Source organism: Aequoribacter fuscus (assembly GCF_009910365.1).
In the GTDB taxonomy this organism is placed as follows: Bacteria; Pseudomonadota; Gammaproteobacteria; order Pseudomonadales; family Halieaceae; genus Aequoribacter; species Aequoribacter fuscus.
The window spans coordinates 2980028-3006969 of record NZ_CP036423.1 but is presented as its reverse complement, the minus strand read 5'-3'; the positions used below and the strand labels follow the sequence as shown (position 1 = coordinate 3006969).

Annotated in this window: 27 protein-coding genes; 16 read left to right on the top strand and 11 right to left on the bottom strand. The window is 51.8% G+C overall.

Going from position 1 to position 26942, the window contains the following annotated elements:
- Positions 1-242 precede the first annotated feature (242 nt).
- The 3 genes from tviB to EYZ66_RS13800 are packed head-to-tail and all read left to right on the top strand — an operon-like array spanning position 243 to position 3436.
- Positions 243-1523 (top strand): Vi polysaccharide biosynthesis UDP-N-acetylglucosamine C-6 dehydrogenase TviB, encoded by a 1281-nt coding sequence (gene tviB / locus EYZ66_RS13810; protein ID WP_009574363.1) that lies wholly within the window; start codon positions 243-245, stop codon positions 1521-1523.
- Between the two features lie 18 nt (positions 1524-1541).
- On the top strand, positions 1542-2642 hold the full coding sequence (locus EYZ66_RS13805; protein ID WP_160195708.1) for a glycosyltransferase family 4 protein: 1101 nt from the start codon (positions 1542-1544) through the stop codon (positions 2640-2642).
- Positions 2639-3436, top strand: a complete 798-nt coding sequence (locus EYZ66_RS13800; RefSeq protein WP_040815692.1) for a polysaccharide deacetylase family protein — start codon at positions 2639-2641, stop codon at positions 3434-3436. The genes EYZ66_RS13805 and EYZ66_RS13800 overlap by 4 nt, the downstream gene beginning before the upstream one ends.
- Positions 3437-3444: 8 nt before the next feature.
- Here the strand turns inward: EYZ66_RS13800 and EYZ66_RS14320 are convergent, their stop codons facing one another.
- On the bottom strand, positions 3445-3543 hold the full coding sequence (locus tag EYZ66_RS14320; protein WP_235714587.1) for a hypothetical protein: 99 nt from the start codon (positions 3541-3543) through the stop codon (positions 3445-3447).
- Between the two features lie 257 nt (positions 3544-3800).
- On the opposite strand from EYZ66_RS14320, the gene EYZ66_RS13790 reads away from it, so the two are divergent.
- Complete coding sequence (locus EYZ66_RS13790; RefSeq protein WP_040815704.1) at positions 3801-4628, top strand: ATP-grasp domain-containing protein; 828 nt, start codon at positions 3801-3803, stop codon at positions 4626-4628.
- On the opposite strand, the gene EYZ66_RS13785 is transcribed toward EYZ66_RS13790, so the two are convergent.
- A complete protein-coding gene (locus EYZ66_RS13785) occupies positions 4625-5134 on the bottom strand; it encodes a nuclear transport factor 2 family protein (RefSeq protein WP_009574359.1) in 510 nt (169 codons plus the stop codon). The genes EYZ66_RS13790 and EYZ66_RS13785 overlap by 4 nt on opposite strands.
- A gap of 124 nt (positions 5135-5258) precedes the next feature.
- Here EYZ66_RS13785 and EYZ66_RS13780 point away from each other — a divergent pair, with 124 nt between their 5' ends.
- Entirely contained in the window at positions 5259-6041 is a 783-nt protein-coding gene (locus tag EYZ66_RS13780) for an SDR family oxidoreductase (protein ID WP_009574358.1), read from the top strand.
- Positions 6042-6120: 79 nt separating this feature from the next.
- Positions 6121-7449, top strand: coding sequence for a nucleoside recognition domain-containing protein (locus tag EYZ66_RS13775; RefSeq protein WP_040815690.1), 1329 nt, complete (start codon positions 6121-6123; stop codon positions 7447-7449).
- On the opposite strand, the gene EYZ66_RS13770 is transcribed toward EYZ66_RS13775, so the two are convergent.
- Positions 7432-8478 carry an AraC family transcriptional regulator gene (locus tag EYZ66_RS13770; RefSeq protein WP_009574356.1) on the bottom strand — a complete coding sequence of 349 codons (1047 nt, stop codon included), beginning with the start codon at positions 8476-8478 and terminating at the stop codon, positions 7432-7434. The genes EYZ66_RS13775 and EYZ66_RS13770 overlap by 18 nt on opposite strands.
- A gap of 125 nt (positions 8479-8603) precedes the next feature.
- Between EYZ66_RS13770 and EYZ66_RS13765 the strand changes: the two genes are divergently transcribed.
- The 5 genes from EYZ66_RS13765 (at position 8604) to EYZ66_RS13745 (ending at position 13848) form a co-directional block, all read left to right on the top strand.
- Positions 8604-9584, top strand: a complete 981-nt coding sequence (locus EYZ66_RS13765; RefSeq protein WP_009574355.1) for a quinone oxidoreductase family protein — start codon at positions 8604-8606, stop codon at positions 9582-9584.
- Between the two features lie 9 nt (positions 9585-9593).
- Positions 9594-10439 carry a TauD/TfdA dioxygenase family protein gene (locus EYZ66_RS13760; protein ID WP_009574354.1) on the top strand — a complete coding sequence of 282 codons (846 nt, stop codon included), beginning with the start codon at positions 9594-9596 and terminating at the stop codon, positions 10437-10439.
- A 20-nt stretch (positions 10440-10459) separates the two neighbouring features.
- The gene (locus EYZ66_RS13755) at positions 10460-11497 is read left to right on the top strand and encodes a beta-keto acid cleavage family enzyme (RefSeq protein WP_009574353.1); all 1038 of its coding nucleotides are present in this window, start codon (positions 10460-10462) and stop codon (positions 11495-11497) included.
- Positions 11498-11503: 6 nt separating this feature from the next.
- Entirely contained in the window at positions 11504-12748 is a 1245-nt protein-coding gene (locus EYZ66_RS13750) for an MFS transporter (RefSeq protein WP_009574352.1), read from the top strand.
- Between the two features lie 119 nt (positions 12749-12867).
- Entirely contained in the window at positions 12868-13848 is a 981-nt protein-coding gene (locus EYZ66_RS13745) for a GlxA family transcriptional regulator (protein WP_009574351.1), read from the top strand.
- Here EYZ66_RS13745 and EYZ66_RS13740 read toward each other — a convergent pair.
- Genes EYZ66_RS13740 through EYZ66_RS13725 form a run of 4 tightly spaced genes read right to left on the bottom strand, consistent with a single transcriptional unit; the run spans position 13845 to position 19113 of the window.
- Positions 13845-14525, bottom strand: a complete 681-nt coding sequence (locus tag EYZ66_RS13740; RefSeq protein WP_009574350.1) for a sarcosine oxidase subunit gamma — start codon at positions 14523-14525, stop codon at positions 13845-13847. The genes EYZ66_RS13745 and EYZ66_RS13740 overlap by 4 nt on opposite strands.
- Complete coding sequence (locus EYZ66_RS13735) at positions 14518-17535, bottom strand: sarcosine oxidase subunit alpha (protein WP_160195707.1); 3018 nt, start codon at positions 17533-17535, stop codon at positions 14518-14520. Before EYZ66_RS13735 ends, EYZ66_RS13740 begins: the two co-directional genes overlap by 8 nt.
- A gap of 12 nt (positions 17536-17547) precedes the next feature.
- Positions 17548-17847 carry a sarcosine oxidase subunit delta gene (locus tag EYZ66_RS13730; protein ID WP_009575806.1) on the bottom strand — a complete coding sequence of 100 codons (300 nt, stop codon included), beginning with the start codon at positions 17845-17847 and terminating at the stop codon, positions 17548-17550.
- Positions 17848-17859: 12 nt separating this feature from the next.
- A complete protein-coding gene (locus EYZ66_RS13725) occupies positions 17860-19113 on the bottom strand; it encodes a sarcosine oxidase subunit beta family protein (RefSeq protein ID WP_009575807.1) in 1254 nt (417 codons plus the stop codon).
- Positions 19114-19355: 242 nt separating this feature from the next.
- Between EYZ66_RS13725 and EYZ66_RS13720 the strand changes: the two genes are divergently transcribed.
- Entirely contained in the window at positions 19356-19640 is a 285-nt protein-coding gene (locus EYZ66_RS13720) for a hypothetical protein (RefSeq protein WP_009575808.1), read from the top strand.
- A 191-nt stretch (positions 19641-19831) separates the two neighbouring features.
- Here EYZ66_RS13720 and EYZ66_RS13715 read toward each other — a convergent pair whose 3' ends face one another.
- From EYZ66_RS13715 to EYZ66_RS13705, 3 genes are all read right to left on the bottom strand, one after another.
- Positions 19832-20722 carry a LysR family transcriptional regulator gene (locus EYZ66_RS13715; protein WP_009575809.1) on the bottom strand — a complete coding sequence of 297 codons (891 nt, stop codon included), beginning with the start codon at positions 20720-20722 and terminating at the stop codon, positions 19832-19834.
- A gap of 15 nt (positions 20723-20737) precedes the next feature.
- Positions 20738-21037 carry a hypothetical protein gene (locus tag EYZ66_RS13710; RefSeq protein WP_009575810.1) on the bottom strand — a complete coding sequence of 100 codons (300 nt, stop codon included), beginning with the start codon at positions 21035-21037 and terminating at the stop codon, positions 20738-20740.
- A gap of 185 nt (positions 21038-21222) precedes the next feature.
- Complete coding sequence (locus tag EYZ66_RS13705; protein ID WP_009575811.1) at positions 21223-21825, bottom strand: TMEM165/GDT1 family protein; 603 nt, start codon at positions 21823-21825, stop codon at positions 21223-21225.
- A gap of 369 nt (positions 21826-22194) precedes the next feature.
- On the opposite strand from EYZ66_RS13705, the gene EYZ66_RS13700 reads away from it, so the two are divergent.
- Positions 22195-22512 (top strand): helix-turn-helix domain-containing protein, encoded by a 318-nt coding sequence (locus EYZ66_RS13700; RefSeq protein WP_235714730.1) that lies wholly within the window; start codon positions 22195-22197, stop codon positions 22510-22512.
- Complete coding sequence (locus EYZ66_RS13695) at positions 22502-23854, top strand: type II toxin-antitoxin system HipA family toxin (protein WP_009575813.1); 1353 nt, start codon at positions 22502-22504, stop codon at positions 23852-23854. The genes EYZ66_RS13700 and EYZ66_RS13695 overlap by 11 nt, the downstream gene beginning before the upstream one ends.
- Positions 23855-23914: 60 nt before the next feature.
- Here the strand turns inward: EYZ66_RS13695 and EYZ66_RS13690 are convergent, their stop codons facing one another.
- Positions 23915-25087: a MerR family transcriptional regulator gene (locus tag EYZ66_RS13690; protein WP_160195706.1), complete on the bottom strand. Its 1173-nt coding sequence runs from the start codon at positions 25085-25087 to the stop codon at positions 23915-23917.
- A 377-nt stretch (positions 25088-25464) separates the two neighbouring features.
- Here EYZ66_RS13690 and EYZ66_RS13685 point away from each other — a divergent pair.
- Positions 25465-26540 (top strand): IS3 family transposase gene (locus tag EYZ66_RS13685; protein WP_160195580.1). Its coding sequence is split into 2 segments (ribosomal slippage): positions 25465-25714 and positions 25714-26540, totalling 1077 coding nucleotides; the frame shifts between segments, so codons are not numbered across the junction.
- 3 nt (positions 26541-26543) lie between these two features.
- Entirely contained in the window at positions 26544-26909 is a 366-nt protein-coding gene (locus tag EYZ66_RS13680) for a VOC family protein (RefSeq protein WP_040816865.1), read from the top strand.
- Positions 26910-26942 lie beyond the last annotated feature (33 nt).

Sequence of the window (26942 nt, the reverse complement as noted above, 5' to 3'; positions counted from 1 at the left end):
TTGGCTCCTTGGTTAAGCGCTGTATACCGCATTGCATTTTCCATGCCAAACAGCATGTAAATTGTAAGCTGTTGTTTTTCATAAAAATATAGGGATTTTCTCGAAGTGTTCTGCCGTGCGCCTTGCACCATAGCGATGCCGTTGGCACAAAGCTGGTGCGAGCGAGTGCCCTAAAATGATTAGGCGCGACCTCGGGATACAGCGTGTTACACTAGGCGCAGTTTGTTATCGAGGATGTTTGCGTGACGTTGCCGGCGCTTGAATCTGTTCAAATAGGGGTTATTGGCCTAGGTTATGTGGGCTTGCCCTTGGCGGTTGCTTTTGGAACTAAGCAGCCCGTTGTGGGTTTTGATGTCGACCCCAAACGGATTGCCCAGTTAACCGAAGGCCATGATGTTACCGGCGAAACCAGTGCCGAGGCTTTGGCGTCGGCGTCGCAGCTGTCATTGAGTGCTGATCCCGAGCAACTGAGGCTTTGCCAAGTGTTTATCATAACGGTCCCAACCCCGATAAACGCCGATAAACAGCCGGATTTGAGCCCTTTAGTTGCCGCCTCTGAAACGGTTGGCAAGTACATGCCCAAGGGTGCGATCGTGATCTATGAGTCAACGGTTTATCCCGGTGCTACCGAGGACGATTGTGTCCCAGTACTTGAACAGTATTCAGGCCTTACCTTTAATCAGGATTTTTGGGTGGGTTATAGCCCCGAACGTATCAACCCCGGTGATAAGCAGCGACAGTTACCTGACATTGTCAAAGTCACCTCGGGTTCGACACCGGAAATCGCCGATTTTGTTGATCAGCTATACGCGTCTGTCATTCGTGCGGGTACCTATCGGGCGAGCAGTATTCGGGTAGCCGAAGCCGCAAAAGTGATCGAGAATACCCAGCGTGATTTGAATATCGCGTTGGTGAACGAGTTGGCGATTATCTTCAATCGGCTCGGCATCGATACTCAAGAAGTTCTTGAAGCGGCGGGTACGAAATGGAACTTTTTACCCTTTCGACCCGGCTTAGTGGGCGGGCACTGCATTGGCATTGATCCCTATTATTTAACTTATCGGGCGCAGGCAGTGGGTTACATACCGGACGTTATTCTGGCGGGTCGTCGCATTAATTCGAACATGGGTGCCTATGTGGCCGATGAGCTGGTCAAAGCCATGTTGCGCAAACGCTTGCACGTCGCTGGGTCTCGAATTTTGGTTCTGGGCTTTACTTTTAAAGAAAATTGCCGCGATGTTCGCAATACGCGAGTGGTGGATATTATTGCCGCACTGGCGCAATACGGTGCCGAGGTTGATGTCTATGACCCATGGGTGGATATCGAAACTACTGAACTAAGCCATGGTCGTTTGGTCGATGAGCCCGATGCTAATGCTTATCAAGGTTTGCTGTTAGCGGTAGCGCACGAGCAATTTCACGAGCTCGACGAGTCGCAGTTAAACACTTGGTTGCAAACCGAACGCGTCATTTACGACTTGAAGTACGTCCTGCCGAAAGATTTGGTTGATCTGCGGTTATAAGCGCATGGTTATGGCGTCGTGAAAGTTTTACAAGTACTGCCTGCTCTGAATGGCGGGGGTGTCGAGACGGGCACGCTCGAAGTTGCACAAGCGTTGGTTAACAAGGGCCATGACTCTTGGGTCTTATCGGCAGGTGGCTCGATGGTCGAGCGCTTAGAACGCGAGGGCTCGACGCATGTGGCCTGGGATTTGGGCAAAAAAAGTCTGCTTACTTTGCGTCATATTTGGCGCTTGCGAACGTGGCTATCGCATCAGGCCTTCGACGTAATCGATGTGCGCTCGCGCATGCCCGCGTGGGTGGTGTACTTAGCCTGGCGAGGATTACCGGCGAACGCGCGACCTCGGCTGATCTCAACCGTGCACGGCTTATACTCAGTGAACGCGTACAGCAAAATTATGTGTGTGGGCGAGCGCGTTGTTACCGTATCGCAAGCCGCACGCGGCTACGTAATGGCTAATTACCCCGACGTAGATACTGCGAAATTGGTCGTAATTCCGCGCGGCATAGAGCCTTCCACCTACTACCCAGACTTTGCGCCCACAGCCGATTGGAGTGCGCATTTCAGCAAGGAATTTCCAGAGGCCCATGGCAAACAGCTGATTACCATGCCGGGTCGCTTAACCCGTTTAAAAGGCCAGACAGATTTCATTCGGCTAATGGCTCGTTTGGTGCACCAACAGCATCTGCCGGTGTATGGCCTGATCGTGGGTGGCGAAGATCCTAAGCGCAAAGCCTACGCGCAAGAACTACGGGATTTGGTGGCACAGCTTGATTTGACCCAGAACATCTGCTTTACCGGCGCGCGTAATGATATCCGAGAGTTGTTTGCGCATTCCGATGTGGTCCTGTCACTCTCGAGTCAACCCGAATCGTTTGGGCGCACGGTCTTAGAGGCATTAAGTCTGGGGCGCCCCGTTGTCGGTTATGCTCATGGCGGCGTCGCTGAGATTTTAGCCGAACTTTTCCCCGAGGGTGCTGTTCCTTTACAAGACGAAGAGGCCCTGCTGCGGTCGGTGTTAGCACAACTGCAAAATCCCACGGTACCGGCCACCAATACGCGATTCCTTAAACACAACATGTTAGATATGACCCTACAGGTCTACGAGGGCTCGTTATGATCTTTGTGCTGATAGACCTGCTACTCTTGCTCGTCTGGTCTACGCAGTATCGCTGGTGGGGCCGGACAATTGATTACAAGCACCCACGAATTTTAATGTACCACATGGTGTCCGGGCATCGACGCGGCGCCAAGTTTAATAAACTGCGGGTGCCTCCTGCTCAGTTTGAACGCCATGTGGCGTACCTCGCGGAGAACGGCTGGACCTTTGCGCACGTATCTGAGCTGAAGAACGCGTTGCCCGACAAGACGGTTGTGCTGACGTTTGATGACGGTTACCGCGATAACCTGGAGTACGCGCACCCCATTCTTGCACGTTATAACGCAAAAGCCACCCTGTACTTGGTCGAGGACCGCTTCGATCGTGATTGGTCGACCGCAAAAAAGGCACATCACGATTCTGGCGAGTTGATGCAGGAGCCCAAGCTTACCGATACAGAAGTCGAGACGATGTTGGCGTCAGGTGTATGGGAGCTCGGCGCGCACACCCTGACGCATGCAAATTTACCGGCAGCTGAGCCGCAGCTGCGAGCGGATGAAGTTATTCAAGGTCGCACAGTCTTACAGCAAAAGTTCAATCAAAGCATACCTAGCTTTGCTTATCCCTTTGGTATTTACGATACCGAGGATGTGCGCTTAGCTGAGCAAGCGGGGTACGACTTTGCGGTGACGACCAAAGAAGGGATCGACCCCCTGCCCTACGCCAGACCCCTAGAGTTGAAGCGCATTAAAGTGTCAGGCAAAGAAGGCTTGTGGAGCTTTAAGTTACGCCTTCGAACGGGCAGGCGCAAGTAAGCCGGGTGTTACTGAAAAGCGGCTCCGGGTTGTACGCCTATTTTCTTTAGAATGAGCGCCAGGGGGCAAAAGCCCGTGAAAGCAGCCTGCAGCATACTGGCCCCCACGAATACGGTTAACCAACTCCGTGGTGAAGCTGGCTGAGCGTTAGACTGACGGGTACCACAATACCTGCAAACGCCATGACTGCTCGGTCGATACTCATGTGTCAGTTTGCTCGTAAAGCCGTGCCTTGCAGGCTACCAAATCGGTGTTTTTGGGTGTCTGACTTGCGTCAAAATTCACACTTATTTTGGCTCTAGGATACTGTTCCGAAAGGCGTGACTGGACGTACACTGCGCTGTCTAATTTTGTTTTGTCGGCGATGAAACTACTGTCTTTTGATGCGCTACGCACACTGTCGTTCCCAGCGCATGACCACCTAAAACCGGATCAATATTGGCGCCATAAAGAGCGAATACAGGCGGCCGACTTTGTGCTGTTTCCTGACTATTGGCAGCTAAACGCACTTGTCTACGGTCTGGGTGCACGCGTATTTCCAAGTGAAGCCAGTTACCGCATCGGGCACAATAAAATCGAGATGACACGCGTGTTTCAGACGGTCTGTCCTGCAAACACGCCCGATACCTTAATTTTGTCGAAAGCCGATAATGCGCTGAACGATGTGCTGGAGGTATTTGATTATCCTTTTGTTGCCAAGATCCCGAAAAGCAGTCGTGGTGAAGGCGTATTCCTGATCGAAAATTCGGCGGATTGGGTTCGGTATTACAATCAAACCGATACCATTTACGTACAGGAGTATTTGCCAATCGACCGCGACCTGCGTTTGGTGTTACTCGGCGAGAAGGTGGTCGGCGGGTACTGGCGCCTACAAGCCGCGCAAGGCTTTTATAATAATCTAGCGCAAGGCGGCACGATGATGTCTGGGCAACTACCTCCTGAAGCGGTGCGTTTGGTGGAGGATTTCGCCAGACGAACCGGTGTTGATCACGCCGGTTTTGACGTGGCGATGGTGGGTCAGCACCCTTATCTGATCGAGTTTAATCGCCTGTTTGGCACTCAGGGAGTCACGGCTGTGATCGGTGATACAACCGGGTTTATTCTGGAGTATCTGGAAAAGCGCTTGATCAGTGAGCGTCCTATAGAACCCACGACCCCTCGCCGAAAACGCCGGCTTCGACGTGTTGCCTAGCCTTTTAGCGATTGCATATCGGCAAGCGTTTGTCGAATTAACTCGCGCGCCTCGGGGGATCCGTCTAATAGGCGATGGGTTCGACGCGTAGCCACCCAGCGCCCCGACTCTTTGACCCAGTCCCAGCGGCTTACCGATAATCGATGCAGACCAAAGCCTGTGTCTTCGTGGGTGTATAGGCGGTGGTATCCTAAACCAATCGCTTGTTGATCTTTTATCGCAATGAGCGGCAGGCTCATGGTGTGCGCGCAACCCTTGGCAACTAAGTCTTTGTGATAATCGGCGTTTAGCGTGTCTAAGATGTCGGCATGCCCGGCCATGTCAAAGCGCTCATCGCCGATATCATAGACTCCGTCGTGGGTCCAAAGTGACGCGGCTAGATCCAGCGACAAGCTGTCGACCGCGGGCCCATAAGTGCTGAGCGCTTGATACAGCTCCAGTTGGCTTTCGACGCGTTCCAGTCGACACTCTAAAGCGTGTAATCGATCTTCAATGGCCTTATTCATGCGGTTACCAAACTGTCGCGAATTTGACTGTATTGTGGAATGTGGGCGGTGTAAGCTCAAGGCTTGATAATAAATACGCCCCAACACCTGCTGCTGGGGCCTGGTCAATAGAGGTGAGGTAACAATGGATTTAGGGATACGTGGTCGTTCAGCGATTGTTTGCGGTGCTTCAAAAGGTTTAGGGCTGGGCTCGGCGCAAGCCCTAGCGGCTGAGGGTGTCAATGTATTGATGGTGGCGCGCTCGGCCGATGCCTTGGAAGCTGCAGCTGAGGATCTGCGCCGAGCAGCACCGGATGTCGCTATTACGACCTGCGCGGCCGATCTGTCGACTGCCGAAGGCCGTGACGCTGTATACGCGGCGAGCCCTCAGCCCGATATTCTGGTGGTTAATGCGGGTGGACCCCCGGTGAAAGACTTTCGGCAGTTGAATGAGCAAGACTGGGTCGCGGCCTTAAATTCAAACCTGTATGGAATGACAGATCTAATTAATCGCGCCGTCACCGGCATGTGTGAGCGCGGCTTCGGCCGTATCGTGACCATTACCAGTGCCTCGGTAAAAATGCCGATGGTAGGTTTAGATTTGTCCAATGCGATGCGTTCGGGCTTAGTGTCTTACTGCAAGGGCATCTCGGCGGGACTCGCTCAACACAATGTGACAATCAATAGCCTGTTACCCGGTTTACACGCTACTGAGCGCTTAGACGGTATTTTTGTGGCTCGCTCAGCCATGATGGGAAAAACGCCGGGCGAAGTTGAAGAGCTTTCCCGTAACCAAGTTCCTGCCAAGCGTTTTGGTACCGCCGAAGAATTCGGCCATTTTTGCGCGTTTATGTGCAGCACTCACGCAGGTTACATGACGGGGCAAACGGTCTTATTGGATGGCGGTGCGTATCCCGGACTGGCCTGACGCTAAACAGGTATGAGGCTATCCCGCCCGAAGACTTATGCCGTAGCCACTCGGCCTTAGATCAGAATAGGTTTACGTCATGGCTCAACCAAGTAAGAGTTCGGCGATTAACACGATCTTCGTGACCCTGATGTTGGGCGGCATTTTTGTGGCCTTGTTTAACGGCAGTATGGAGTCCTTAACTAAAGCCTCTTTTGATGCCGCTAAAACGGCAGTGACCTTAGCCATTAGCTTAGTCGGTGCTATGGCTTTGTGGTTGGGCTTGATGAAGGTTGCTGAGAACGCGGGTCTCTTAAGCGTGATTGCGCGCAAGCTACAGCCGGTGATGACGCGGCTGTTTCCCGAAGTTCCTGGCGACCACCCGGCCATGAGCGCCATGATTATGAACATGTCGTCGAACATTCTGGGTCTGGGTAATGCCGCTACGCCCTTTGGTATTAAAGCCATGCAGGCTTTAGAGAGCTTGAATAAGCACAAAGGCACCGCCACGCATGCCATGTGTTTGTTTTTAGCCATTAACACGAGTTCGGTGACGTTGCTCCCACTGGGAGCGATTGCGGTTCGGGCCGGCGCCGGCGCAGACGACCCCGCTGGTATTTTGTTGCCATCGATCTTGGCAACAGCTTGCTCTACCCTAGTGGCGGTTATGTTGGCAAAGTTATTTGCCCGCCGAGATCCCTACCCACCTGTCGCTCATTCTGGAGGCGTCTCTCCATCGAGCGTTGAACTTGATTTGGACCAGCCCGAGTATCAGATCGTGCCCGAGATGCAAGCAGAGGGTTGGCGCCGTTTTATGCTGCCTGTGTACTTACTGGTGTTTTTGGGTGCGGCGGTCTTTCAGTTTGTAGCTCATGCGCAAAGCGGTGCTGCCCCGCTCGCCTTTTTTATTGATGTACTGCCCACGTGGTTGATTCCATTTTTGATGGGCGTGTTGGTGACCTATGGTCTGAGTCGCCAGGTGGCCGTGTATGAGTCGGTGTGCGATGGGGCCAAAGAAGGCTTTGACGTTGCGCTGCGCATTATTCCTTTTCTGGTGGCGATCTTGGTGGCGATTGCGCTGTTTCGATCCTCAGGGGCACTGGATATGTTAATTAACATACTCGCACCTTTGACCAATCTTATTGGCATGCCTGCTGACACTCTGCCTATGGCTTTGGTAAGGCCGTTGTCTGGTTCGGGTGCCTTTGCGGTTATGAGTGACATCGTGAACCAAGACCCCAACTCGCTATCGGCGTTTATCGCGAGTGTCATGCAGGGCTCCACTGAGACTACCTTCTACGTCTTAGCCGTGTATTTCGGCGCCGTCGGTATTGTGCGCACGCGCTATGTGATAGTGGTTGCCTTGCTCGCAGACCTCACTGGCGTTCTCGCGGCGGTATTCTGGGGCAATTTATTTTTTACGGGCTAGGCTGGGCACAGCGCGTGCTGGGTGTATGGAGGGGTGCAAGCGCTGACGGTAGGCGCGAGGGCTTTCGCCAAATTGCCCCTGGAACCAACGTGTAAATGCCGGTGCAGACGCGTAGCCTAGGAGCTCAGCAATCGAGCCCAGCGAATACTGACCATTTGCCATATACCGCTTTAACAATTCTACCCGTGTTTCCAGAAGCAGATTCGAATAGCTTAGGCCTTGTTCGCGCAGGCGCCGTTGCAAGGTGCGCGGATGCACCCCCAGAGTGGGCGCAATTTGGTCTATCGATGAACGACCCAAAGGTAACAGTAGGGCAATAGCCTGGCGTATTTCGTCGCTGAGTGAGAGTGGCGAGTCGCTGCGCATCGACTCTAAGAATCGCTCAAGGTAGTTTCGCATGATTGGGTCGGCGACTTGATTGGGCGTATCTAGATCTTGCGAGGTACACACCAAGCCATTGAAGTCAGCGCCAAAATAGCAGCGACAGCCAAAAAAGTCTCGAAAGGGCTTGAGGTCCGAGGGCGCTTGATGGCTAAAATACATCGAGTGAGGATGCCACTGAGGCCCCAAAAAGGCCTGAAACATTTTGAATAAAACGCCCAGGCCGTAGTTGCTGGTTTGGGGGTTCGAGAGTTGGTTATCGGATACGATTTCTTCTCGGATAATTGCGAGATTGTCGCTTTCTTCAACATCAATAATTAGCGAGTCATTCAGCAGATAGCGGTAGTCTTGGGTAATTTTTAGTGCGGCACGTAGGCTAGGTTGATGTGTTAGCAGTAAGCCCACGACCCCAAAGTCCGACATTTGGCGCGTGCTCGCCATTTCCAAGCCAAAGGTCGTACAGTCCGAGTCCAGTGCGCTTTGCTCAAGTAAGGCACCAACAATGCTGGCGGGGATTCGCCTATCGGGGTGGTTTAACACGCTGATGGGCAGGTCGTACTGCGCCAGATACACCCTCGGGTCCAACCCTAAACGCTTGGCTGTGGCGGCATAGTTGCCGAGCAAGGCGGCGCGAACCATGGCCGGCATAGAGAGCTCCAAGGACAATTATCGATACATCGTCGCGATATGATAAGTTTTTGTCGCGAATAATCAAGTTTCTGCTCGAATCCAGTACTACATTGTGGCCATAAGGCATAACAAAGGCGAACGTCATGGCGACAGTTGTACGAATGGATTCCGCCGGTGGCCCCGAGGTATTGTATTGTACTGAGGTTGCCATCGGTGCACCTGGCCCGGGTCAAGTAAAGGTCCGACACGAGGCCATAGGGCTTAATTACGCTGATACCTACTTTCGCGATGGTACTTACCCTATTGAGATGCCCAACGGTTTGGGCGTGGAAGCCGCGGGCGTGGTGGAGGCCTTGGGCGAGGGCGTCGAATGCGTCGCGGTCGGTGATCGCGTGACCTATACCGGTTTCATTAATACTCTGGGCGCCTACTCTACCGAGCGCCTGATCGATGCTTCTGTGCTGATAAAAGTACCCGATGATATCCCGCTAACGACAGCGGCGGCGATGACCATGCGAGGCTTAACATCAGCCTATTTAATGACCCAGATACATCCCTTTAAAGCCGGAGATACGCTATTACTGCACGCTGCCGCCGGCGGTGTGGGCTCGATTGTCAGTCAGTGGGCAGCATTATTGGGAATTCGGGTTATCGGCACCGTCTCAACCGAGGCAAAACGCCAAGCGGCGCTGACTGCGGGTTGTGCTGAGGTGATCAATTACAGCGAATCTGACGTAGTGTCTGCAGTGCGTGACTTGACCGGTGGTCAAGGCGTGGATGTGGTGTTTGACAGTGTGGGGCGAACCACTTTCGAACAATCTCTTGATAGCTTGCGGCGACGCGGCTTGATGGTTTGTGTAGGCACTGCGTCGGGTACTATCCCGCCCTTTGATCCGCAGCTGTTAGCGATGAAAGGGTCTTTGTACCTGACGCGTCCAGCACTGGCCGACTATATTGCAGACCCTGCCGAAAAACAGGCATTGGTTGATGCGATATTTGGTCATGTGCGTTCGGGCGCAATTAAAATCGATGTGAACCAAGTGTATCGTTTAGAGGATGCCGCGCAGGCCCATCGAGATCTTGAAAGTCGAAGCACCACCGGTTGTTCGATTTTTGTGGCGTAAAGCAAGCACATGAACATCTTGCCCTTAACATGCGCTATTGGAGCCGAGCTGAGCGACGTTCAGCTGAAAGACGCAATTCACAGTGAAGTCTTGTTCAACGAGATTTATCGAGCGGTATTAGAACACAAGGTCGTATTTTTAAGAGACCAAGATCTTACACGCGCCGAACACGTCGCTTTTGCTAAGCGTATAGGTCCCTTAGAGGATCACCCCGTGGCGGGTTCCGATCCCGATTACCCAGGTTTAGTGCGAATTTACAAAACACCCGATGCACCCCCAAGCCGCTATGAAAATGCGTGGCATGCCGATGCGACGTGGCGTGAGATCCCACCCAAAGGTTGTGTTTTGCGCTGTATCGAGTGCCCGCCAGTGGGAGGCGATACGCTGTGGGCCAACATGGCCCTGGCGTATGACAAATTACCCGAAGCCGTTAAAGATGAGATTGAGGATTTGTGCGCGCGGCACTCAATAGAGGCAACGTTTGGTGCTGCCATGTCACGCGAGCAACGTCTAGCGCTGCACCAGCAGTACCCCGACGCCGAGCACCCTGTTGTTCGTACACATCCAGAAACCGGCGAACGAATTTTGAACGTGAATAGTTTCACAACCCACTTCACAAACTACCACCAGCCCAACCGCGTGCGCGTTGGTCAGGACTTTACAGCGGGTAGCGCCCAGCTTTTGCAGTATTTAGTTAGCCAAGCAATGATCCCCGAATATCAAGTGCGCTTTCGATGGGCCCCCAACAGCATTGCGATTTGGGACAACCGCAGTACGCAACACTACGCGGTCATGGATTACCCGCCCTGCCACCGCAAAATGGAACGCGCCGGCATTATGGGCGACTCGAACTAAAACAATAACCGAGGTGATTTATGCATTTTCAAGATGGATCGATGTTTCCAGAAAACCAAGAAGATTTGGTCATTACCTGTGCTCCCTATGGCCCTGAGTGGGAGCCAGAGGACTTCCCGGCGGACATTCCGATCACGATGGAAGAGCAGATACAAAAGGCCGTAGATTGTTACGAAGCGGGTGCGACGGTCTTGCATCTGCATGTGCGTGAACTCGATGGCAAAGGCTCGAAGCGATTGTCAAAGTTCAACGAGCTAATTGCTGGTGTTCGTGAAGCGGTCCCTGAAATGATTATTCAAGTTGGGGGGTCGATTTCGTTTGCACCTGAAAGCGACGGTGAGGCGGCGAAGTGGCTGTCTGATGATACTCGCCACATGTTGGCCGAACTTACGCCCGTGCCCGATCAAGTTACCATTGCGATTAACACGAATCAGATGAACATCATCGAGCAGATGTGCGATGCAGATATTGCCGGCACCTCGCTCGCCGATCCCGAGTTGAAGTACGCTTACCAAGAAATGACGATACCCGCGGGCCCTGAGTGGGTCGAGGAACATATTCGTCGATTATCGGCCAATGGTATTCAAACGCACTTCCAATTGTCGGGTGTATCGCAGCTCGAAACTGTGGAGCGTATGATGCGCCGCGGCGCGGCCAACGTGCCCCTGATTTTGACGTGGGTGGCGATTGGTGGTGGCTTTGATGCGCCTAATATCTATAACTTGGCGAACTTTGTCCGAGCTTGTCCCGACGGTTCGGTGTTAACGCTGGAATCATCGATGTTGAACGTCCTGCCTATTAACATGATGGCCATCGCCATGGGGCTTCATGTGCGCTGTGGGATTGAGGACAATATCTGGACTCAGCGGCGCGATCGCAAGATGTCCTCGGTCGAGCAAATTCAGCAACTTGTGCGTATTTCCGAAGAGTTTGGCCGCAAGGTTGCGACCGCCGAAGAAGCAAGGCGTATCTATCGCTTGGGCGAATTCTATAGCTCGGCCGATGAGACGCTCGCGCGCAATGGTTTTGCGCCTAATCTACACCGTTTGCGCGCGTAAACGTCGATGTCGCGCAGCGCCATCACGCCAGATTACGATCGTTATGCTTGGGTCATCTTCGCTCTGACCTTCGGTCTGCTGATATCGGACTATATGTCGAGGCAAGTGCTGAATGCCGTCTTTCCCTTGTTAAAAATGGAATGGGCGTTATCCGATGCGCAGTTGGGGTCTTTGTCGGGAATCGTTGCGTTAATGGTTGGTTTGCTGACGGTGCCTTTATCATTTTTAGCAGATCGCTGGGGCCGAGTAAAAAGCTTAACCTTGATGGCCGTGCTTTGGAGTCTCGCCACCCTGCTGTGTGCCTACTCTCAGTCGTTCGCGCAGATGTTTGCGGGTCGGTTCATGGTTGGTATCGGCGAAGCCGCCTATGGCAGTGTGGGTATTGCCTTGGTGTTATCGGCCTTTCCAGAGCGGCTCCGCGCGACACTGAGTGCAGCTTTTATGGCCGGTGGTATGATGGGCTCAGTTCTTGGGTTGGCCTTGGGTGGGGTGCTTGCCAACGTTTTAGGCTGGCGTTACGCCTTCGGGGCCATGGCATTGTTTGGCCTAATGCTGGCCTTGATTTACCCATTGTTAGTGCGTGACCCGCGCCCACAATCAGCCATCGAAGCCGCTACACCGATGATGGTGGCGTTTAAATCTGTCTGGCGCGGTGCTCAATTACCGTGGGTCTATTTTGGCAGCGGTTTGCAGCTGTTTGTCAGTGCGTCGTTAATGGCTTGGTTGCCCAGTTTCTTAAACCGACAATACCAATGGGACACGGCAACTGCGGGTTTAACCGCGGGCGGCCTTGTATTCATTGGCGGCATCGGCATGATCGTGAGCGGTTACGTAGCAGATCGCATCAGGCAGCAGGGGCGTTATCGAGCTGAGCAGATTGCCATGGCGTACTGCCTGTGTTCAGCCATTGGTTTACTGCTTGCGTTTAGCGTACCCGCAGGCGCAGTCCAACTGGTTAGCATAGCGATTGCTATGTTTTTTTGCGCGGCGACCACGGGGCCTGCCGGTGCTTTAGTTGCAGCACTCACGCCGGCCGCCATACACGGTACAGCCTTTGCCATGCTGACTCTGATGAACAACTTGTTGGGGCTTGCGCCCGGGCCGTATTTGACGGGCGTATTGGCTGATATTGTTGGCTTGCGCTCGGCTTTCGTGGTTCTGCTACCCTTAATGAGCTTGCTGTCGGCATTTGCTTTTTGCGGCGTTGCCCGCAAAAGTATGGCGCGGGCCGCTCGAGTTTCATCCTTGTAGCGGTGCGCCATCTTGTCGGGCGTAAACATCGCGCGTGGCTAACGGCTCAGTGTATAGTAGTGGTTTGATTGAAGGCGAAGCGCTTAACCGCGCCGATGCCGTGGCTCGCTAGGACGTCAATGGCTAAGGTTAACGTTGGTTTTATCCTGCAACCCAACTTCTCGTTGGTTGCTTTTACGGGCGCGCTCGATGCGCTTGTCACGGCGAATTTGGTATCCCCCGAGCCCGTGTTTGCGTATCAGACTTACGGTTTATCATCCGCTGTTACCATGAGCGACGTCGGTATTGAAATTGCTGCAAACGGAACTCTTAAATCCTTAGAGACCGATTTTTCAAGCTTTGATGTGTTGATCGTTTGTGGCGGTCTGCGTTGTTCGTTGTCAGAGTACTCGCCACTCAGTCACATTCTTAAGTCGTTTGACAAGCAAGGTGGCTTATTGGGTGGATTGTGGAATGGCGCGGTAGCGTTGGCACACGCCAACTTACTCAGTCATCAAGAATGCGCAATACACCCCGACAATCACGCGCTGATGAAAGAGCAATTTCCCCAGGTGCGGGTGTCTAGAAACACGCTGGTCGTCACCCAGCATCGTGCAACGTGCACCGGGCCCGCGAGCGCGCTCGAGATGATGTTGAAACTGATTGCGCGTTATCGAGGCGCTGAAATTGTCCGCGCGATACGCGAAATTCTCAGCTGCGATATTACCAGTGCCGATCAGGACGCTATTCCTCTGCAGATGGCCGATGACCCCACGCTGCCTGAGCCGCTGCGCGAAGTTCTAGAGCTGATGCGCAAGAATATTGAAGAACCTTTAACCTTAGTAGAGCTCGCCGATCACAGTCAGGTATCACGGCGGCAAATGGAACGGCTGTTTCACGCTCACCTAGATAGTAGCCCTTCACGCTACTATTTAGAGTTACGTTTGAGGCACGCGAAACGGCTGCTTACGCAAACTAATGAATCGATAACGAACGTTGCTATTGCCTGTGGCTTTGTCAGCATTAGCCATTTTAACAACTGCTTTAAAGATTCCTTTGGCATGACCCCCGGTGCCAGCCGAGCACGATCTGTCGCCGGCAAGACCGCAGCAGAATCTTAAAATTGCCGCTGTGGTGTAGAGGTGCCCGCATCGGCTATCGCGAGTCCGAACTCTTGGCTCGCACTTTGCAGCCACAACCAGAGGTAATCGGCAAAGCTACGACGCACTACCAGCTCGAACTCTTGGGGCCCCAACCGGCGAACTACAGCACTCGATTTGGCAAACACCGTAGAAACCACTTTCCCTACAGGAAAAACAGACTCGTGCACGTCGATCGGCGTGGACTTCTTGAGAACGTCGACGACATGTTCACCGCTCAGGATAAAGACCGTCATCCCACCACTGCCATTGACCAGAGAATAATGGCCTGTCATCTCAGCGCGAAACCTGGTTTCAAGCTCAAACACCTTGTCGTTGGGCAGCGAGATAAGCCACTCGTCGGGTGCTATCCAGCGAATGACAACATCCGCCCCTTCTACACTGGTGAGAGGACGCAGCGGTAGAGCCACGCCTAAAATTCGTTGGGCGATATTGGTGAGCTGGGCGTCATCAGGTTGACAGCGCAGGGTTAGGTGCCCTTGTAGGCCAAGTTCCTGAAATATCACACCAGCGCCCCGGGTCGAAAGAGACGCCATGTTGGCCAAGTCGACGTGGTGCAGTGGCGATTCGCCGCGCACGTTCGCGCTTGCTTCGGGTACTTGATTCATAATGGCAACGGGGCTTCTTGCTTCAGACATTTAGACGCTCTCCTGTCGGATCAAAGAACACGGTGCTGCAAATCTCTGCTTCGATGACTCGGCCGTCGGCTAGGGGGTAATAGACTTTTTGACCTAGACGGTCCAAGCCGCCTTTCACGAGTCCTAGAGCGATACTGCGGCCCAAGTTGGCGCTGTAGTAACTTGAGGTAACATGCCCCACCATCGGCATGGGAATGGGTGCCTTGGGGTCGAATACCCCTTGAGCCCCTTCGGGTAGTACAACATTCGGGTCGGTTGTTTTTAGGCCCACTAATTGCTTGCGATTTTGGCGTACGCAGTCTTCCCGTGCCATGCCGCGTTTGCCTATAAAGCTGAAAGGTTTTTGCTGGGCAACGGCCCAGCCCATACCTAAATCGTAGGGGTGCACCGAGCCATCGGTGTCTTGGCCGACGATGATAAACCCCTTTTCGGCTCGAAGAACGTGCATCGTCTCGGTACCGTAGGGGGTGATATTGTACTTTGCTCCATGCTCGAACACCTGCTCCCAAACATGTAAGCCGAAGTTGGCTTGTACATTAATTTCAAATGAAAGTTCTCCAGTAAACGATATGCGAAAGACCCTGGCTGGGACACCGGCCACGGTCATTTCTTTCCAGTCCATGTGGCCAAAGCTGTCGTTTGACACGTCGGCATCCGTCAGTTCTGTCAGCAACTTACGGCTATTGGGTCCTGAAATTGTGATGGTCGCCCAGTGATCCGTTACGGTGTTGAAATACACCTCAAGCTCAGGCCATTCAGTCTGATGATAGAGTTCGAGCCATTCATACACTCTGGCTGCGCCACCGGTAGTGGTGGTCATCACAAAGTGGTTGTCGCCCAAACACGCAGTGACCCCATCGTCGAATAACATGCCGTCTTCGCCGCACATTAGGCCATAGCGGCAGCGGCCTACAGCGAGCTTAGCCCAGGCATTGGTATAGACGCGCCCTAAGAATTCGCGGGCATCTTTGCCTTGAATATCAATCTTGCCGAGGGTTGATGCGTCAAGTACACCCACAGATTCGCGCGTTGCCAGGCACTCGCGATCGACGGCCTGCTGCATGGTCTCCCCGTCCTTCGGGAAATACCAAGGGCGCTTCCATTGCCCGACGTCTTCAAATTTAGCACCGTGCCTCAGGTGCCACGAATGCATCGCTGTGAAGCGTTGCGGGTCGAATAGTTCACCGCAATCCCGCCCCACAATGGCCCCAAAAGTTACCGGCGTATAGTTCGGACGGAACATGGTTGTGCCTGTTTCCGGGATGGATTTACCCAACGCTTTGGCGGCAATGGCCATTCCATTAATGTTGCCGAGTTTCCCTTGATCGGTACCAAAACCCATGGCGGTGTAGCGCTTTACGTGTTCAATCGATTCATAGCCCTCGCGGCACGCAAGTTCGATACCAGCGGCAGTCACATCGTTCTGCAAATCAACAAATTGTTTCGGTGCTTGAGCGGTGCGTTTTGTGTGGGGAATATGAAATAGCGCCATGGTCGGGTCTGGCACTTCCGATCTCCCTGCTGGCACGGCAAGTTCGACCTTAGCGATACCAAGTTCGGTCAGCGCTTGATTGGCAGCGCTCACACCTTGAGCGATTGCGCCTGAGGTAGAATACTCGCCCGTAATCGCGCCTGCGGTCAGCTGTTTTTGCACGGTTGGGCCTGCCACAAAGCCGAGAATGTCTTCGTTCCAAATAGGCCTGCTGCCGGTGTGTCCGGCAAGGTGAATCACGGGACTCCAGCCACCACTGCTGGCAATGGTATCGGCGCGGACGCGAGTTGCGGGCCCAACGACTTGACTCCCGTCGGCACTGATTGGCGCAATCATAGCGGCTTTAACTCGCTTAGAGCCCACCGCATCGATGACGGCAGAGCCCGTAATCACCGTAATACCCAGGCTCGAAGCTTTCGCAACACAGGCGCCTTGGGGGTTCTGACGGGTATCGACAATTGCTGTGACTTTGCGCCCGCCTTCGTGCCAATCAAAGGCGGTTTGATAGGCACTGTCATTAGTGGTCATCAGCACCAGTTCATGGCCGGGCACAACGCCATAGCGGTTGATATAGGTCGATACCGCGCTTGCCAGCATGCAGCCAGGGACATCGTTATTGCCGAAGACCAGAGGTCGCTCGTGAGCACCGCAGGCCAACACCACCCATTTAGCACGCACACGATGTAAGCGTTGCCGTGGTTTGTTCGCGGGCGCTCGATCGCTCATATGATCGGTGCACCGCTCGTGAATAGTAAGAAAATTGTGATCGTGATAGCCGTTGACGGTTGAGCGTGGGAGTAGCAAAGCGTCCTTGTAGTCGGACAGCTCGCTTACGGCGTTTGTTATCCACGTGTCAGCGGGCATATCATCTAGCGTCTCTTTTGAGCTTAACAGGCTGCCGCCAAACTCGGCTTGCTCATCGGCAAGAATCACGCGTGCGCCGGCTCGCGCCGCGGTAAGAGCTGCCGCGAGACCAGCAGGGCCACCACCAACAACTAAGACATCGCAATGCTGGTTAAGCTTGTCATAAGTATCGGGGTCGTATTCGAGCGGCGAGCGGCCGAGCCCCGCTGCTTTGCGGATGAAGGTTTCGTAGGTTTCCCACATGGATTGTGGGTACATGAACGTTTTGTAGTAGAACCCGGGCGGCATGACGTTACCACCAATCTTCCCGACATAACTCATTAAGTCACTATCGACGCTTGGCCAGCCATTGACGGCCCCCGAGACCAAGCCATCAAACAGTTCTTGCTGAGTTGCGCGCACGTTCGGCACCTGTGTGGCTTCGGTCGCACCCAGTTGCATGATCGCATTGGGTTCGTCGGCGCCTGCCGCCACAATGCCACGCGGGCGGCTGTACTTGAAACTCCGACCTACCACATCAATACCATTCGCTAATAAAGCTGAGGCAAGGGTGTCGCCTTCGTAACCCTGCAGGCTTTTGCCATTGTAGGAAAACCGCAAGATTTTATTTCGGTTAATTCGGCCACCAGTCTGGAGGCGATTTTTTTGTACCATTGTCGCTACTCCTTACTGAGCCGATTTTTCTGAGGTGACCACAGCGGGTTTTTCGCCAATCTTGTACACCTCCTTAATTTCGTAGGTGACGGTATCGCGTGTGATAGTAAAAAATTTACGGCAACCGGCGTTGTGCACCCACAGTTCGTGGTGCAGACCGCGCGGGTTTTTACGAAAATACAAATAGTTGCCCCACTCTTCATCTGAGCAGGCCTCAGGCTCGATGGGTCGCGGTATATGCGCTTGACCTTTGGGGTGAAACTCTTCTTCTTCGCGGTACTCGCAACAGTGCGGGCAGTAAATGTGGAACATTGCATCAACTCCTTAGTGCGCTACGCCGGCCGCACCGTGTTCGTCAATCAAGGCGCCAGAGTGAAATCGGAACATCGAAAATGGTTCGGCTAAAGGGTGCATCTCTCCGCTGGCGAGCGAGGCTGCAAACACATGCCCCGACCCTGTTGTTGCTTTGAATCCTCCGGTGCCCCAACCACAGTTGAAGAACAGATTCTCGATCGGTGTTTTGCTAATAATGGGGCAGGCATCGGGTGTGGTGTCGACAATGCCACCCCATTGCCGGTTCATGCGAACACGGCTGAAGATAGGAAAGAGTTCAACAATGGCTTGCAGCGTATGTTCGATGGTCGGGTATGAGCCGCGCTGCCCGTAGCCGTTGTAACCATCAATGCCGGCTCCGATAACTAGGTCGCCTTTATCCGACTGACTGACGTAACCATGCACGTGATTGGACATCACCACGGTGTCCAAAATAGGTTTGATGGGCTCGGATACCAGTGCTTGCAGCGGGTGGGATTCTAAGGGCAGTTCAAAACCTGCCATGTTAGCGATAACACTTGAGTTGCCAGCGGTTACTGAGCCCACGCGATTCGCTTTGATATCGCCGTAGCGGTCGGTCTTGACGCCGACACAGGTGCCATCCTCAATCAGCAGGTCGGTTACCGCTGTTTGTTGAATTAGGTCGACCCCAAGTGCGTCGGCACCGCGGGCGTAGCCCCAAGCGACAGCATCGTGGCGGGCAACGCCTGCCCGAGGCTGCCACGATGCGCCTAATACGGGGTAGCGTCGGTTGGCTGAACAATCCATGTGGGGCACGATTTCTTGGACTTGCTTGGCGTCTAGTACCTCGCCGTCAATACCATTTAGACGGTTGGCGTTAACGCGTCGCTGAATATCGCGCATATCTTGTAAAGTGTGGCCTAAGTTTAATACGCCGCGTTGCGAAAACATGACGTTGTAGTTGAGGTCTTGCGACAAGCCCTCCCACAGTTTCATGGCGTGTTCGTACAGGTGAGCTGCTTCGTCCCACAAGTAATTAGAGCGAACGATCGTCGTGTTGCGACCCGTGTTACCGCCCCCGAGATAGCCTTTTTCGATCACGGCGACATTCGTGACTCCAAACGCTTTAGCTAAGTAGTACGCGGTGGCCAGACCATGACCACCACCGCCAATAATAATGACGTCGTAGTGTTTTTTGGGCGTGGGGTTACGCCATGCGGGTTGCCAATTTTCGTGATGACTGAGGCTGTGCTTTAACAGCCCAAAACCCGAGTAGTGCTGCATAATTACGCTTCCTTTGTGCGCGATTGAAGTCCCTTGTGTCACCGCTAAGCTCTCCATCAGTTGCTGTGTTGGCAAACGGTGTCGATTGGCAAGAGGAAGTTCGATAAGGACTTTGACGTGATGACATTTTAAATCGTGATGGTCATCCAGACCTGCTTGATAGCGCCGTTTTTATTTCTGCTTGCGACACTCTAGGGCTTTGGCTATTTTTTGTCCTGGTCGTTTTTCAGCTTGAGGCCGGTTTGGCAGCGGAAGGTTTGGGAAGTGCGCTGAGAATTAAAGGATTCAAGATAGTAGATGAATCGCCGCAAGTCATCATTCATTCTCATGGCGACTATGACCCAAACACGGGTATAGCCACCATCACAGATAGGAAATACCCAATTGTTATCGATAAAATCGTGGCCATGCACAAGGCAACAACGAATAGTCCCTTATTTTTCCTGAACATCGCTTTTGGTCTATCACTGTTATTCTTTTCAATATCAGCGTTTTTTTATGTATTTACCCACAGCACCAGCCTTTAAGAATGGCTTGAAAATCGCTGGCGGTGGATTTGTCTTGGCGTTGATTGCTGTTATCGCTTCTTAGCTTTAATGAGTCAGTAGTCCGCTGTCGCCCGTGTTGATTCTATTCCCATTTGCGACACAAGGGGCTCGGTCCAGAATTGTTTTGAAACGCAGTCAAAGGTGAGTGCTCACTCGCTCTCCCCTTTCGGTTATTGCTCGGCGCTCGTCGAGGTATCCCACGCTGCTGACCAGTTTCGTTGCAGGCCCGCAACATGTTTAAAAAAGGCGCGAATTCGCGCCGATTGTCTCAAGTCTTTGTGATACAGCAGCCAAACGTAACCATAACGCTCTGCTTTGGTGTCCGGCAATTGAACTACTTCAGGGGTGTCGGAGCACGCAATGCTGGGCAATTCGCCGGCGCCCATCCTACACAGAATGGCTGCGCGCATTTGGTTTACGCCTCGCATGACGTGACGTTTCACAATGGGCGTTGGGTACGTGGTGGGAGCGAGTTTTATGTCGGGCTCATCGGTTGAGGAGCTCATGATGGTAAGTGGTGTACGACCCGCCTGTACCTCGCTAAGCAAGTCTTTGTGAATATAATACCCAAACGACATCGATCCCAATCGGATACCGACAATATCTTTGGGTAACTTTGCGTCAAGCCGCAATACTCGAAGTGCGACGTCTGCTTCTCGACGGGCAAGGTCAACGGGTTCGTTGCTGGCCGATAAGTCGAGTTGTATACGGGGGTATTGATTAACGAATTCGGCAAACGATTGAGCAATGTACTGCACGGGTCCCTCTGGTAACGCGACCTTGATAATGCCCTCAAGATCTGTGTCTCTGCCGGTCACGTGGCGCTCACCTTCGGCAATTTTGTCTTCGACTTCAATTGCCGTTCTTACCAATTGCTCGCCCACTGACGTGGTTTGAAAGCCGTCGGGGGTGCGATCAAACAGACGAGCCCCCACGGCTTCTTCGAGCAGTTCTAAACGTCGGATAATCGTTGTGTTACTGATGCCAAGCCGGTTCGCTGCCTTCCTCGAAGACCGCTCACGATTGAGTGCTAACAGTATTTTCAGATCATCCCAGTTCATTACATGACTGTGCGTTTAGAGCTTATTGCCGTTCTTATCAATGACGCTGACTTCGCCACCCGTATTCGCATCGCTGATGCAGCGCATGACCGATCGGCCACCTGTTGGGGGAACGACTTGGAGCTTGATGGTAGTTACGCCAGATCGGGTTTTAGAGCTTTTCACTTTCACAATCGACTCCTCGCCCAAGGCTTGTTTAACGATAGCTTGGCACGTGTTGTACTGATCGCTTGAATCTTGTGCAAACGCGACGTTGCCAAACAAACTGAAACCGATGATACCGGTAATTAGTGTAACTTTAGATAGTGTTTTCATTGCGACTCTCCTGTTCGTGTTGTGGACACTGGTGAAGTATACGCGTTACGCATGCGTTACGATTGCAACAAATTTGAACTCAGGTGATTCAAATTTGGGGCGGTTCGCTATGAGCGCAGTCGCCTAGACACTCTATTTGATTGATGCGTTTGAGTCTTAAGTACGGATACGTGAGCCTGCCAAATTCAGCTCGATAGCTCTAACACGGCATGAATACATTGATAGCCAGCCAAGCCACCGAAGACCAAAAATAGTAATCCCCCCGCTCTGTGCAGCCAGTGCAAGGGTACTCTGCCGGTTAATGTCTTGCCGGCCCAGATGCCCAGGGCAGAGATGAGTACTAATGCAAGGCTGGCGCCGACCCATACGGGGACAGCGGCCAATGAAGTCGACAGCCCGGCTACAGCAATTTGAGTTTTGTCGCCAAATTCAGAAACTAAAATCATTAAAAAAGTGGTGACGAACACGCCGTGATTGGATTTTTCTTGAATCTCGAGATCCTCATCGTCATCACCTGAACGTAGTGCTTGGATACCAAAGGCAAAAAACATTGCAGCGACGATGCCCGCTAACACGCTCTCAGGAATCCATGCGGCGACACTAGCGCCAAAAGCAACGGCTAGAACATTTAACAGTAAAAAGGCCGACGCAGCACCCAAAAGCACGGGCCAGTGACGGTGACGCGTTGCCAGCGCCATGCATACCAGCTGACTTTTGTCGCCGATCTCCGCCAGAGACACCAAGCTAAATGTAGAGACCGAGGCGGTAATAAAATCGGGTGATATCACGTGATTGAGCCAATGAGTTGAACGAGCGCATCATTAACAGACATGCGTATTGTTATTCACTTTACTGCTTACCTTACTCAATGTTTTGGATCTGCTCATTGAGCAGTGGCCTAGACCTTAATAAACTCAATGAGTTATCGAAAAGAAACCGTTCAAAAATGCCTGTTTGCCCACCAAACTGCCCACCACTTGCCTATGGCTTTTACTAAATCTTAGTGGTGAGCAATGGAAAAACAGTGCCGTTTTTATGCTGCTGTTAGAGCTAAAACATAGCAGTTTTGAAGGGCTTTATCGAGTAATTTTTTCAACACGTAATTAAATAGTGGATACAATAGCATCCAATTTATGTTTTATTTCGCTATAATGGATATGAATGTATCCATTTGGCCTTTGCGGATGAAGTTTACCTTACTTGATGATACCGATGTAAGCCAAGCCTATGCGGCTTATTTACGTGAGTTACGAAAGCAGGCAAAGCTGTCGCGAGCGGCGCTTGCTGAGCGCAGCTGTGTGCCTGCGGCCACCATTAAGAAATTTGAGCTGACCGGGCAAATTTCATTTCGCCAATTGCTGTTGCTATGGCAGACCCTTGATTCGCTAGAGAGGCTCTATCAACTCACACAACCTAGCAAAGAACGCGCTGCTGTACCCGCGAGTATTGATGAGGTGCTAAAAGATGAGTTTTAAACCCATTCAAAAACTCGCCGTAACTCGTACGTTAAGCTCAGGTGAGCAGGTTGCAGTAGGGGTCTTGGCCCAGAATCGGCAAGGCGTTTTTTTTCAGTATGCAGATAGCTATTTGCAGCAGCTTGGCAACTTATCACCTTTTACCTTGCATGCAAACGCGCAAGTTCAAGTCGCTCCTAAAGCGCCGCACCAAGGTGTACATGGCGTATTTGGAGATTCTTTGCCCGATGGCTGGGGCATGCTGTTACAAGATCGTATTTTCCGGCAAAAGGGCATACTGCCTAATCAATTAACGGCGATGGATAGACTGGCCTTTGTCGGTGATAAAGGCATGGGAGCATTGTCTTTTTCTCCGGCGTCTGAGTTTTCAGCCACCACGCACGCGGATATTGATTTAGCGACGTTAGGCTTAGAAGCACAAACGCTGTTCGATTCTTCGATGTCAGATTATATGGATGATAATCACGATGAGTTAGATGGGCATACGCAACAGGTGTTGGCCGCATTAGTCGCCGGAGGTAGTTCGGGTGGGGCAAGACCTAAGGCACAGATTTATATGCCTACTGAAGAAACTCAGTATTGTCGAACCTTCGCTCAGCCTGGAGATGAGGCTTGGCTGGTTAAGTTTACCTCTAAAAATCTCGCACTCGGCCATGAAGAAGGTTTGTGCGAGGCGGTTTATTTACAAATGGCTGAACAAGCTAAGTGTCAACCACCGCTATGGAAACTCATTGAAGCACCACCTACAAGCGGTGCGTCTGCCTGGTTAGCGCTTAAGCGTTTTGATTATGTCACTGAACAGGCTGAATTAGGCAGCAAGCGCAGTGCAGGTCGATTGCATATGCACAGCGCTTGCGGGCTGCTGGATGCAGACTTTCGAACGCCAAGTTTAGATTACATTGATTTAGTTAAAGCCAGCCGTCAGTTGTGTAAATCGCCAGCCGCTGGGCAGCTGCAATTTCGCCGTGCCATTTTTAACCTGCTGTCGTCTAATCAAGACGACCACAGTAAAAACTGGGCGTTTTTGCAAGCGGATGACGGTCAATGGGATCCAGCCCCCTTTTACGATGTTACCTACAGCCCACATCCATTCAACGAACACGCCACTGCGTTCGGAGGTTATGGCAAAGCGCCACCGCTTAAGGTGATGCAAAAACTTGCTACCAGTGCTGGCTTTGCGAATTGGAATGATGCAAGGCAAGTCATTGAAGAAGTCGCAGAAGCCATCAGTCAATTTACGTATCTGGCACAGCAGCAAGGGATCAGTAAAACAACAGTGTCTGCGATTGCTAAGACATTGGATCAGCGCAAACAGGAAAATGCAGCGCTTTATTATCGCTAAGGCTCATCCTAATGCTCAGTTAAACGGTGTTTGTGGCAGGGGCGTTTTTACGCTCCTGTTTTACGCCCCTTTGCGTAGCACAAACATGTGGTACCCAAACTCGCCTAGGTAACGTTCATAAATCGCAATTTCTCGCTCGATATCTGCGATGGCGTTTGAATTTGGCATGCTTGCTTTTACTTCTGCCACTCGCGCTTTGAGTGGTTGATAGTAATCGTGCCATGCTTGTTCCCTTAAGGTGAAATGATCAATCACTTCAAAGCCTGCTTGGCGCATTTGGCTTAAGCGTTTTTCGATGGTTTGCATATCTGGGTATTCACCTTCCCAGAATGCAACCGCCTCTTGGCTTGGGTTATCGGTTAACCAGATCAAATCACTGGCGACCATATAGCCGCGATTAGTCAGTAGTTTACTCCACTGGGTTAACGCTTGCTCGACACCCATTATGTAAGCCGCTGCTTCAGACCAGATGCAATCAAAGCTTTCAGGTGCAAAAGGCAGATCCGTCATACTGGCGCAGCTTAGAGTAACGCGGGTATCTAACCCCTGCTCAGTGAGGCGTTCATCAAGTTCATCCAGCGCACTTTGCTCGTTATCCACTGCAACAATCTCGGCTTGGGTGTGCTTTGCCAATAACTGGGTTGAAAAGCCTTTGCCGCAGCCAATATCAATGATCTTGGTGGGTATTGTTGGCAGTCTGGACAATGCTTTTAGTGTATCAGCATCAGAACTCGGCCCCCAGCGTTCTAAGCGTTGGAATACCGTCATAAAGTCAGCCATGTATTGCTCGTGTGCGTTCATATCTTTTGATAACCATTTCAAATGCAGGGCTTGTTGTTCATTAAAGCCTTGCTGCTTTAACCACTCCAGATGGGCATCTGGTGCTAATTTATCGGTCTGTTGGTGCCAAAGACGCAGCGAACCTTCACCAACCATGGCGGCAAGTAACGCGCGAGCTTGTTGCTTTTGAGCGATGTCTTCGTCCAGCTGCTGCAAGCGCTTTTCAAGTACAGAGCGCTGCACCTTGCTGTCCAAAAAGGATTTACATTCCTTAAGTGTTAAACCGCCCACTTGCAGTTGTTGCAACAATCGCAACTGCTGAACATCTTTATCTGAATACAGTCGATAGCCGTTGGTTTCGCGAACACCCTGCAACAAACCTAGCTTCTCGTAGTAGAGCAAGGTTGACCGTGACAGCCCGACTTTTTCAGCTAACTCAGAAATGCGATACACAGATAAAACGACCTTTCCGTTCTTTTTAATAATGGCGCGGCTGGCTCAAACAGACCAGAACACGAATGACGATAAACTATGAAGTTATAGACAGGTCAAATGTTGTTAGCAAAAAATATCGTTCAGTTTTGATTGGTTGAAAGCTTGAATGCCGCTTTCAGGTCTACAAATTGTCACCTATGAAGTCATTTTGTATAGACCTCGAACCGCTGGATTTTCCCGTTTGGTAAAACGCATAGACGAGTACTCAACTTGTATTGCACACTTTTACGCGCATAAAAGTGTAATATGGTTCTTATTGAGTGACCTTTCTCCCGATTTTAGAACCATGACCTCGATGAGATTTCCAGTTAACCTAACGGGATGGAGATCTCAGTATGAAGAAGCGATACAGCGACGAACAAATCATCAAAGCCATCAAAGAGCATGAGGCGGGGGCCAAGGTTGAAGACATCTGTCGCAACCTGGGTATATCAAATGGCACCTTCTATAACTGGCGTAGCAAGTTCGCCGGTATGGAAGTCAGCGAAGCCAAGCGGTTACGGGAGCTTGAGAGCGAGAACAATAAGCTCAAGAGACTATTAGCCGACAAGCTCCTTGAAGTTGAAGCAATGAAGGATGTGCTATCAAAAAAGTGGTGAAGCCTGCTAGTCGCAAGCAGGCAGCCAAACACATGATCGCAGAACACCGCATCAGTGAACGAGCGGCCTGCCGGTTGGCGGGCATTAGCCGAACGGCCTACCGTTATCAGGCCAGACCAAGTAACGACGGAGCCCTGAGAGCGAGGTTAAAGGAATTGGCCGTTGATCAATCCGCCTATGGATATTTATTGCTGCACGGGTTGCTCAAGGCAGAGGGGTTGGTTGTTAACAGGAAACGTACTTACCGGATTTACACAGAGGAAGGCCTGCAGGTGCGCACTAAGAAGAGGAAGAAGCTCCAGCGGCCTCGCCAGCCAATGGAAGTGCCTCTGGGTGTTAATCAACGCTGGTCGATGGATTTTGTGTCGGATCAGCTGAGTAACGGGCGGCGCTTTCGTGTACTGAATATCGTCGATGATTATTCGCGAGAGATGGTTGGGCAACTGGTTTCTGTGTCGATTAGTGGTCGGCAAGTCGCTCGCTTCCTTGGTCAGTTAATTGAAAGCCGGGAACAACCAAAAACGATTGTTTGCGACAACGGCACGGAATTTACCAGTAAGGCCATGTTTTTCTGGAGCCAAGAGGCCGGAGTAAAGCTTGGCTTCATACAGCCGGGAAAACCAACGCAGAATGCTTTCGTGGAAAGCTTGAATGGAAAGTTTAGGAACGAGTGTTTAAACCGCCACTGGTTCCGGTCAATGGAGGAAGCTAGAGTGGAGATCGATCAGTGGCGGCACCACTACAACCACGTTCGACCACACAGTTCTCTGGATTATTTGCCACCTGTTGCATTCGCAAAACAGGCGGCGTAACTTTTGGACAATCTCATCAGAGCTGTGGTGCTAACTCTGGGGAAAGGTCATTTCTATAGGTCGGTTTTAGGTATGGATGTGGTCGAATTCGGTGAAGGTAGAAAAGCACTTACTTTTGGAAGTCAGAAAATCAACCTACACCTACACAAACAGGAATTCGAACCTAAAGCAGCATTACCCACCCCAGGCTCTGCTGACCTCTGTTTTATTACAAAAACCGAGATTCAAAAAGTCATTGAGCATCTAACCAACTTGAAAATTGATATCTGTGAAGGTCCAGTAAAACGAACAGGTGCCGTAGGTACAATTTTATCCGTCTATATTCGCGATCCTGATCAAAATCTGATAGAAATCTCGAATTACTTATAGATCACGAGTGTCTCAAAAGGGTCGTCTTAGACC

What these genes read in the sequence shown, in the direction of transcription:
- EYZ66_RS13800 (WP_040815692.1), top strand. Translation starts at nt 2,639, where the DNA reads ATGATCTTTGTGCTGATAGACCTGCTACTCTTGCTCGTCTGGTCTACG.
- EYZ66_RS13790 (WP_040815704.1), top strand. Translation starts at nt 3,801, where the DNA reads ATGAAACTACTGTCTTTTGATGCGCTACGCACACTGTCGTTCCCAGCG.
- EYZ66_RS13785 (WP_009574359.1), bottom strand. Translation starts at nt 5,134, where the DNA reads ATGAATAAGGCCATTGAAGATCGATTACACGCTTTAGAGTGTCGACTG.
- EYZ66_RS13780 (WP_009574358.1), top strand. Translation starts at nt 5,259, where the DNA reads ATGGATTTAGGGATACGTGGTCGTTCAGCGATTGTTTGCGGTGCTTCA.
- EYZ66_RS13775 (WP_040815690.1), top strand. Translation starts at nt 6,121, where the DNA reads ATGGCTCAACCAAGTAAGAGTTCGGCGATTAACACGATCTTCGTGACC.
- EYZ66_RS13770 (WP_009574356.1), bottom strand. Translation starts at nt 8,478, where the DNA reads ATGCCGGCCATGGTTCGCGCCGCCTTGCTCGGCAACTATGCCGCCACA.
- EYZ66_RS13765 (WP_009574355.1), top strand. Translation starts at nt 8,604, where the DNA reads ATGGCGACAGTTGTACGAATGGATTCCGCCGGTGGCCCCGAGGTATTG.
- EYZ66_RS13760 (WP_009574354.1), top strand. Translation starts at nt 9,594, where the DNA reads ATGAACATCTTGCCCTTAACATGCGCTATTGGAGCCGAGCTGAGCGAC.
- EYZ66_RS13755 (WP_009574353.1), top strand. Translation starts at nt 10,460, where the DNA reads ATGCATTTTCAAGATGGATCGATGTTTCCAGAAAACCAAGAAGATTTG.
- EYZ66_RS13750 (WP_009574352.1), top strand. Translation starts at nt 11,504, where the DNA reads ATGTCGCGCAGCGCCATCACGCCAGATTACGATCGTTATGCTTGGGTC.
- EYZ66_RS13745 (WP_009574351.1), top strand. Translation starts at nt 12,868, where the DNA reads ATGGCTAAGGTTAACGTTGGTTTTATCCTGCAACCCAACTTCTCGTTG.
- EYZ66_RS13740 (WP_009574350.1), bottom strand. Translation starts at nt 14,525, where the DNA reads ATGTCTGAAGCAAGAAGCCCCGTTGCCATTATGAATCAAGTACCCGAA.
- EYZ66_RS13735 (WP_160195707.1), bottom strand. Translation starts at nt 17,535, where the DNA reads ATGGTACAAAAAAATCGCCTCCAGACTGGTGGCCGAATTAACCGAAAT.
- EYZ66_RS13730 (WP_009575806.1), bottom strand. Translation starts at nt 17,847, where the DNA reads ATGTTCCACATTTACTGCCCGCACTGTTGCGAGTACCGCGAAGAAGAA.
- EYZ66_RS13725 (WP_009575807.1), bottom strand. Translation starts at nt 19,113, where the DNA reads ATGCAGCACTACTCGGGTTTTGGGCTGTTAAAGCACAGCCTCAGTCAT.
- EYZ66_RS13715 (WP_009575809.1), bottom strand. Translation starts at nt 20,722, where the DNA reads ATGAACTGGGATGATCTGAAAATACTGTTAGCACTCAATCGTGAGCGG.
- EYZ66_RS13710 (WP_009575810.1), bottom strand. Translation starts at nt 21,037, where the DNA reads ATGAAAACACTATCTAAAGTTACACTAATTACCGGTATCATCGGTTTC.
- EYZ66_RS13700 (WP_235714730.1), top strand. Translation starts at nt 22,195, where the DNA reads ATGAATGTATCCATTTGGCCTTTGCGGATGAAGTTTACCTTACTTGAT.
- EYZ66_RS13695 (WP_009575813.1), top strand. Translation starts at nt 22,502, where the DNA reads ATGAGTTTTAAACCCATTCAAAAACTCGCCGTAACTCGTACGTTAAGC.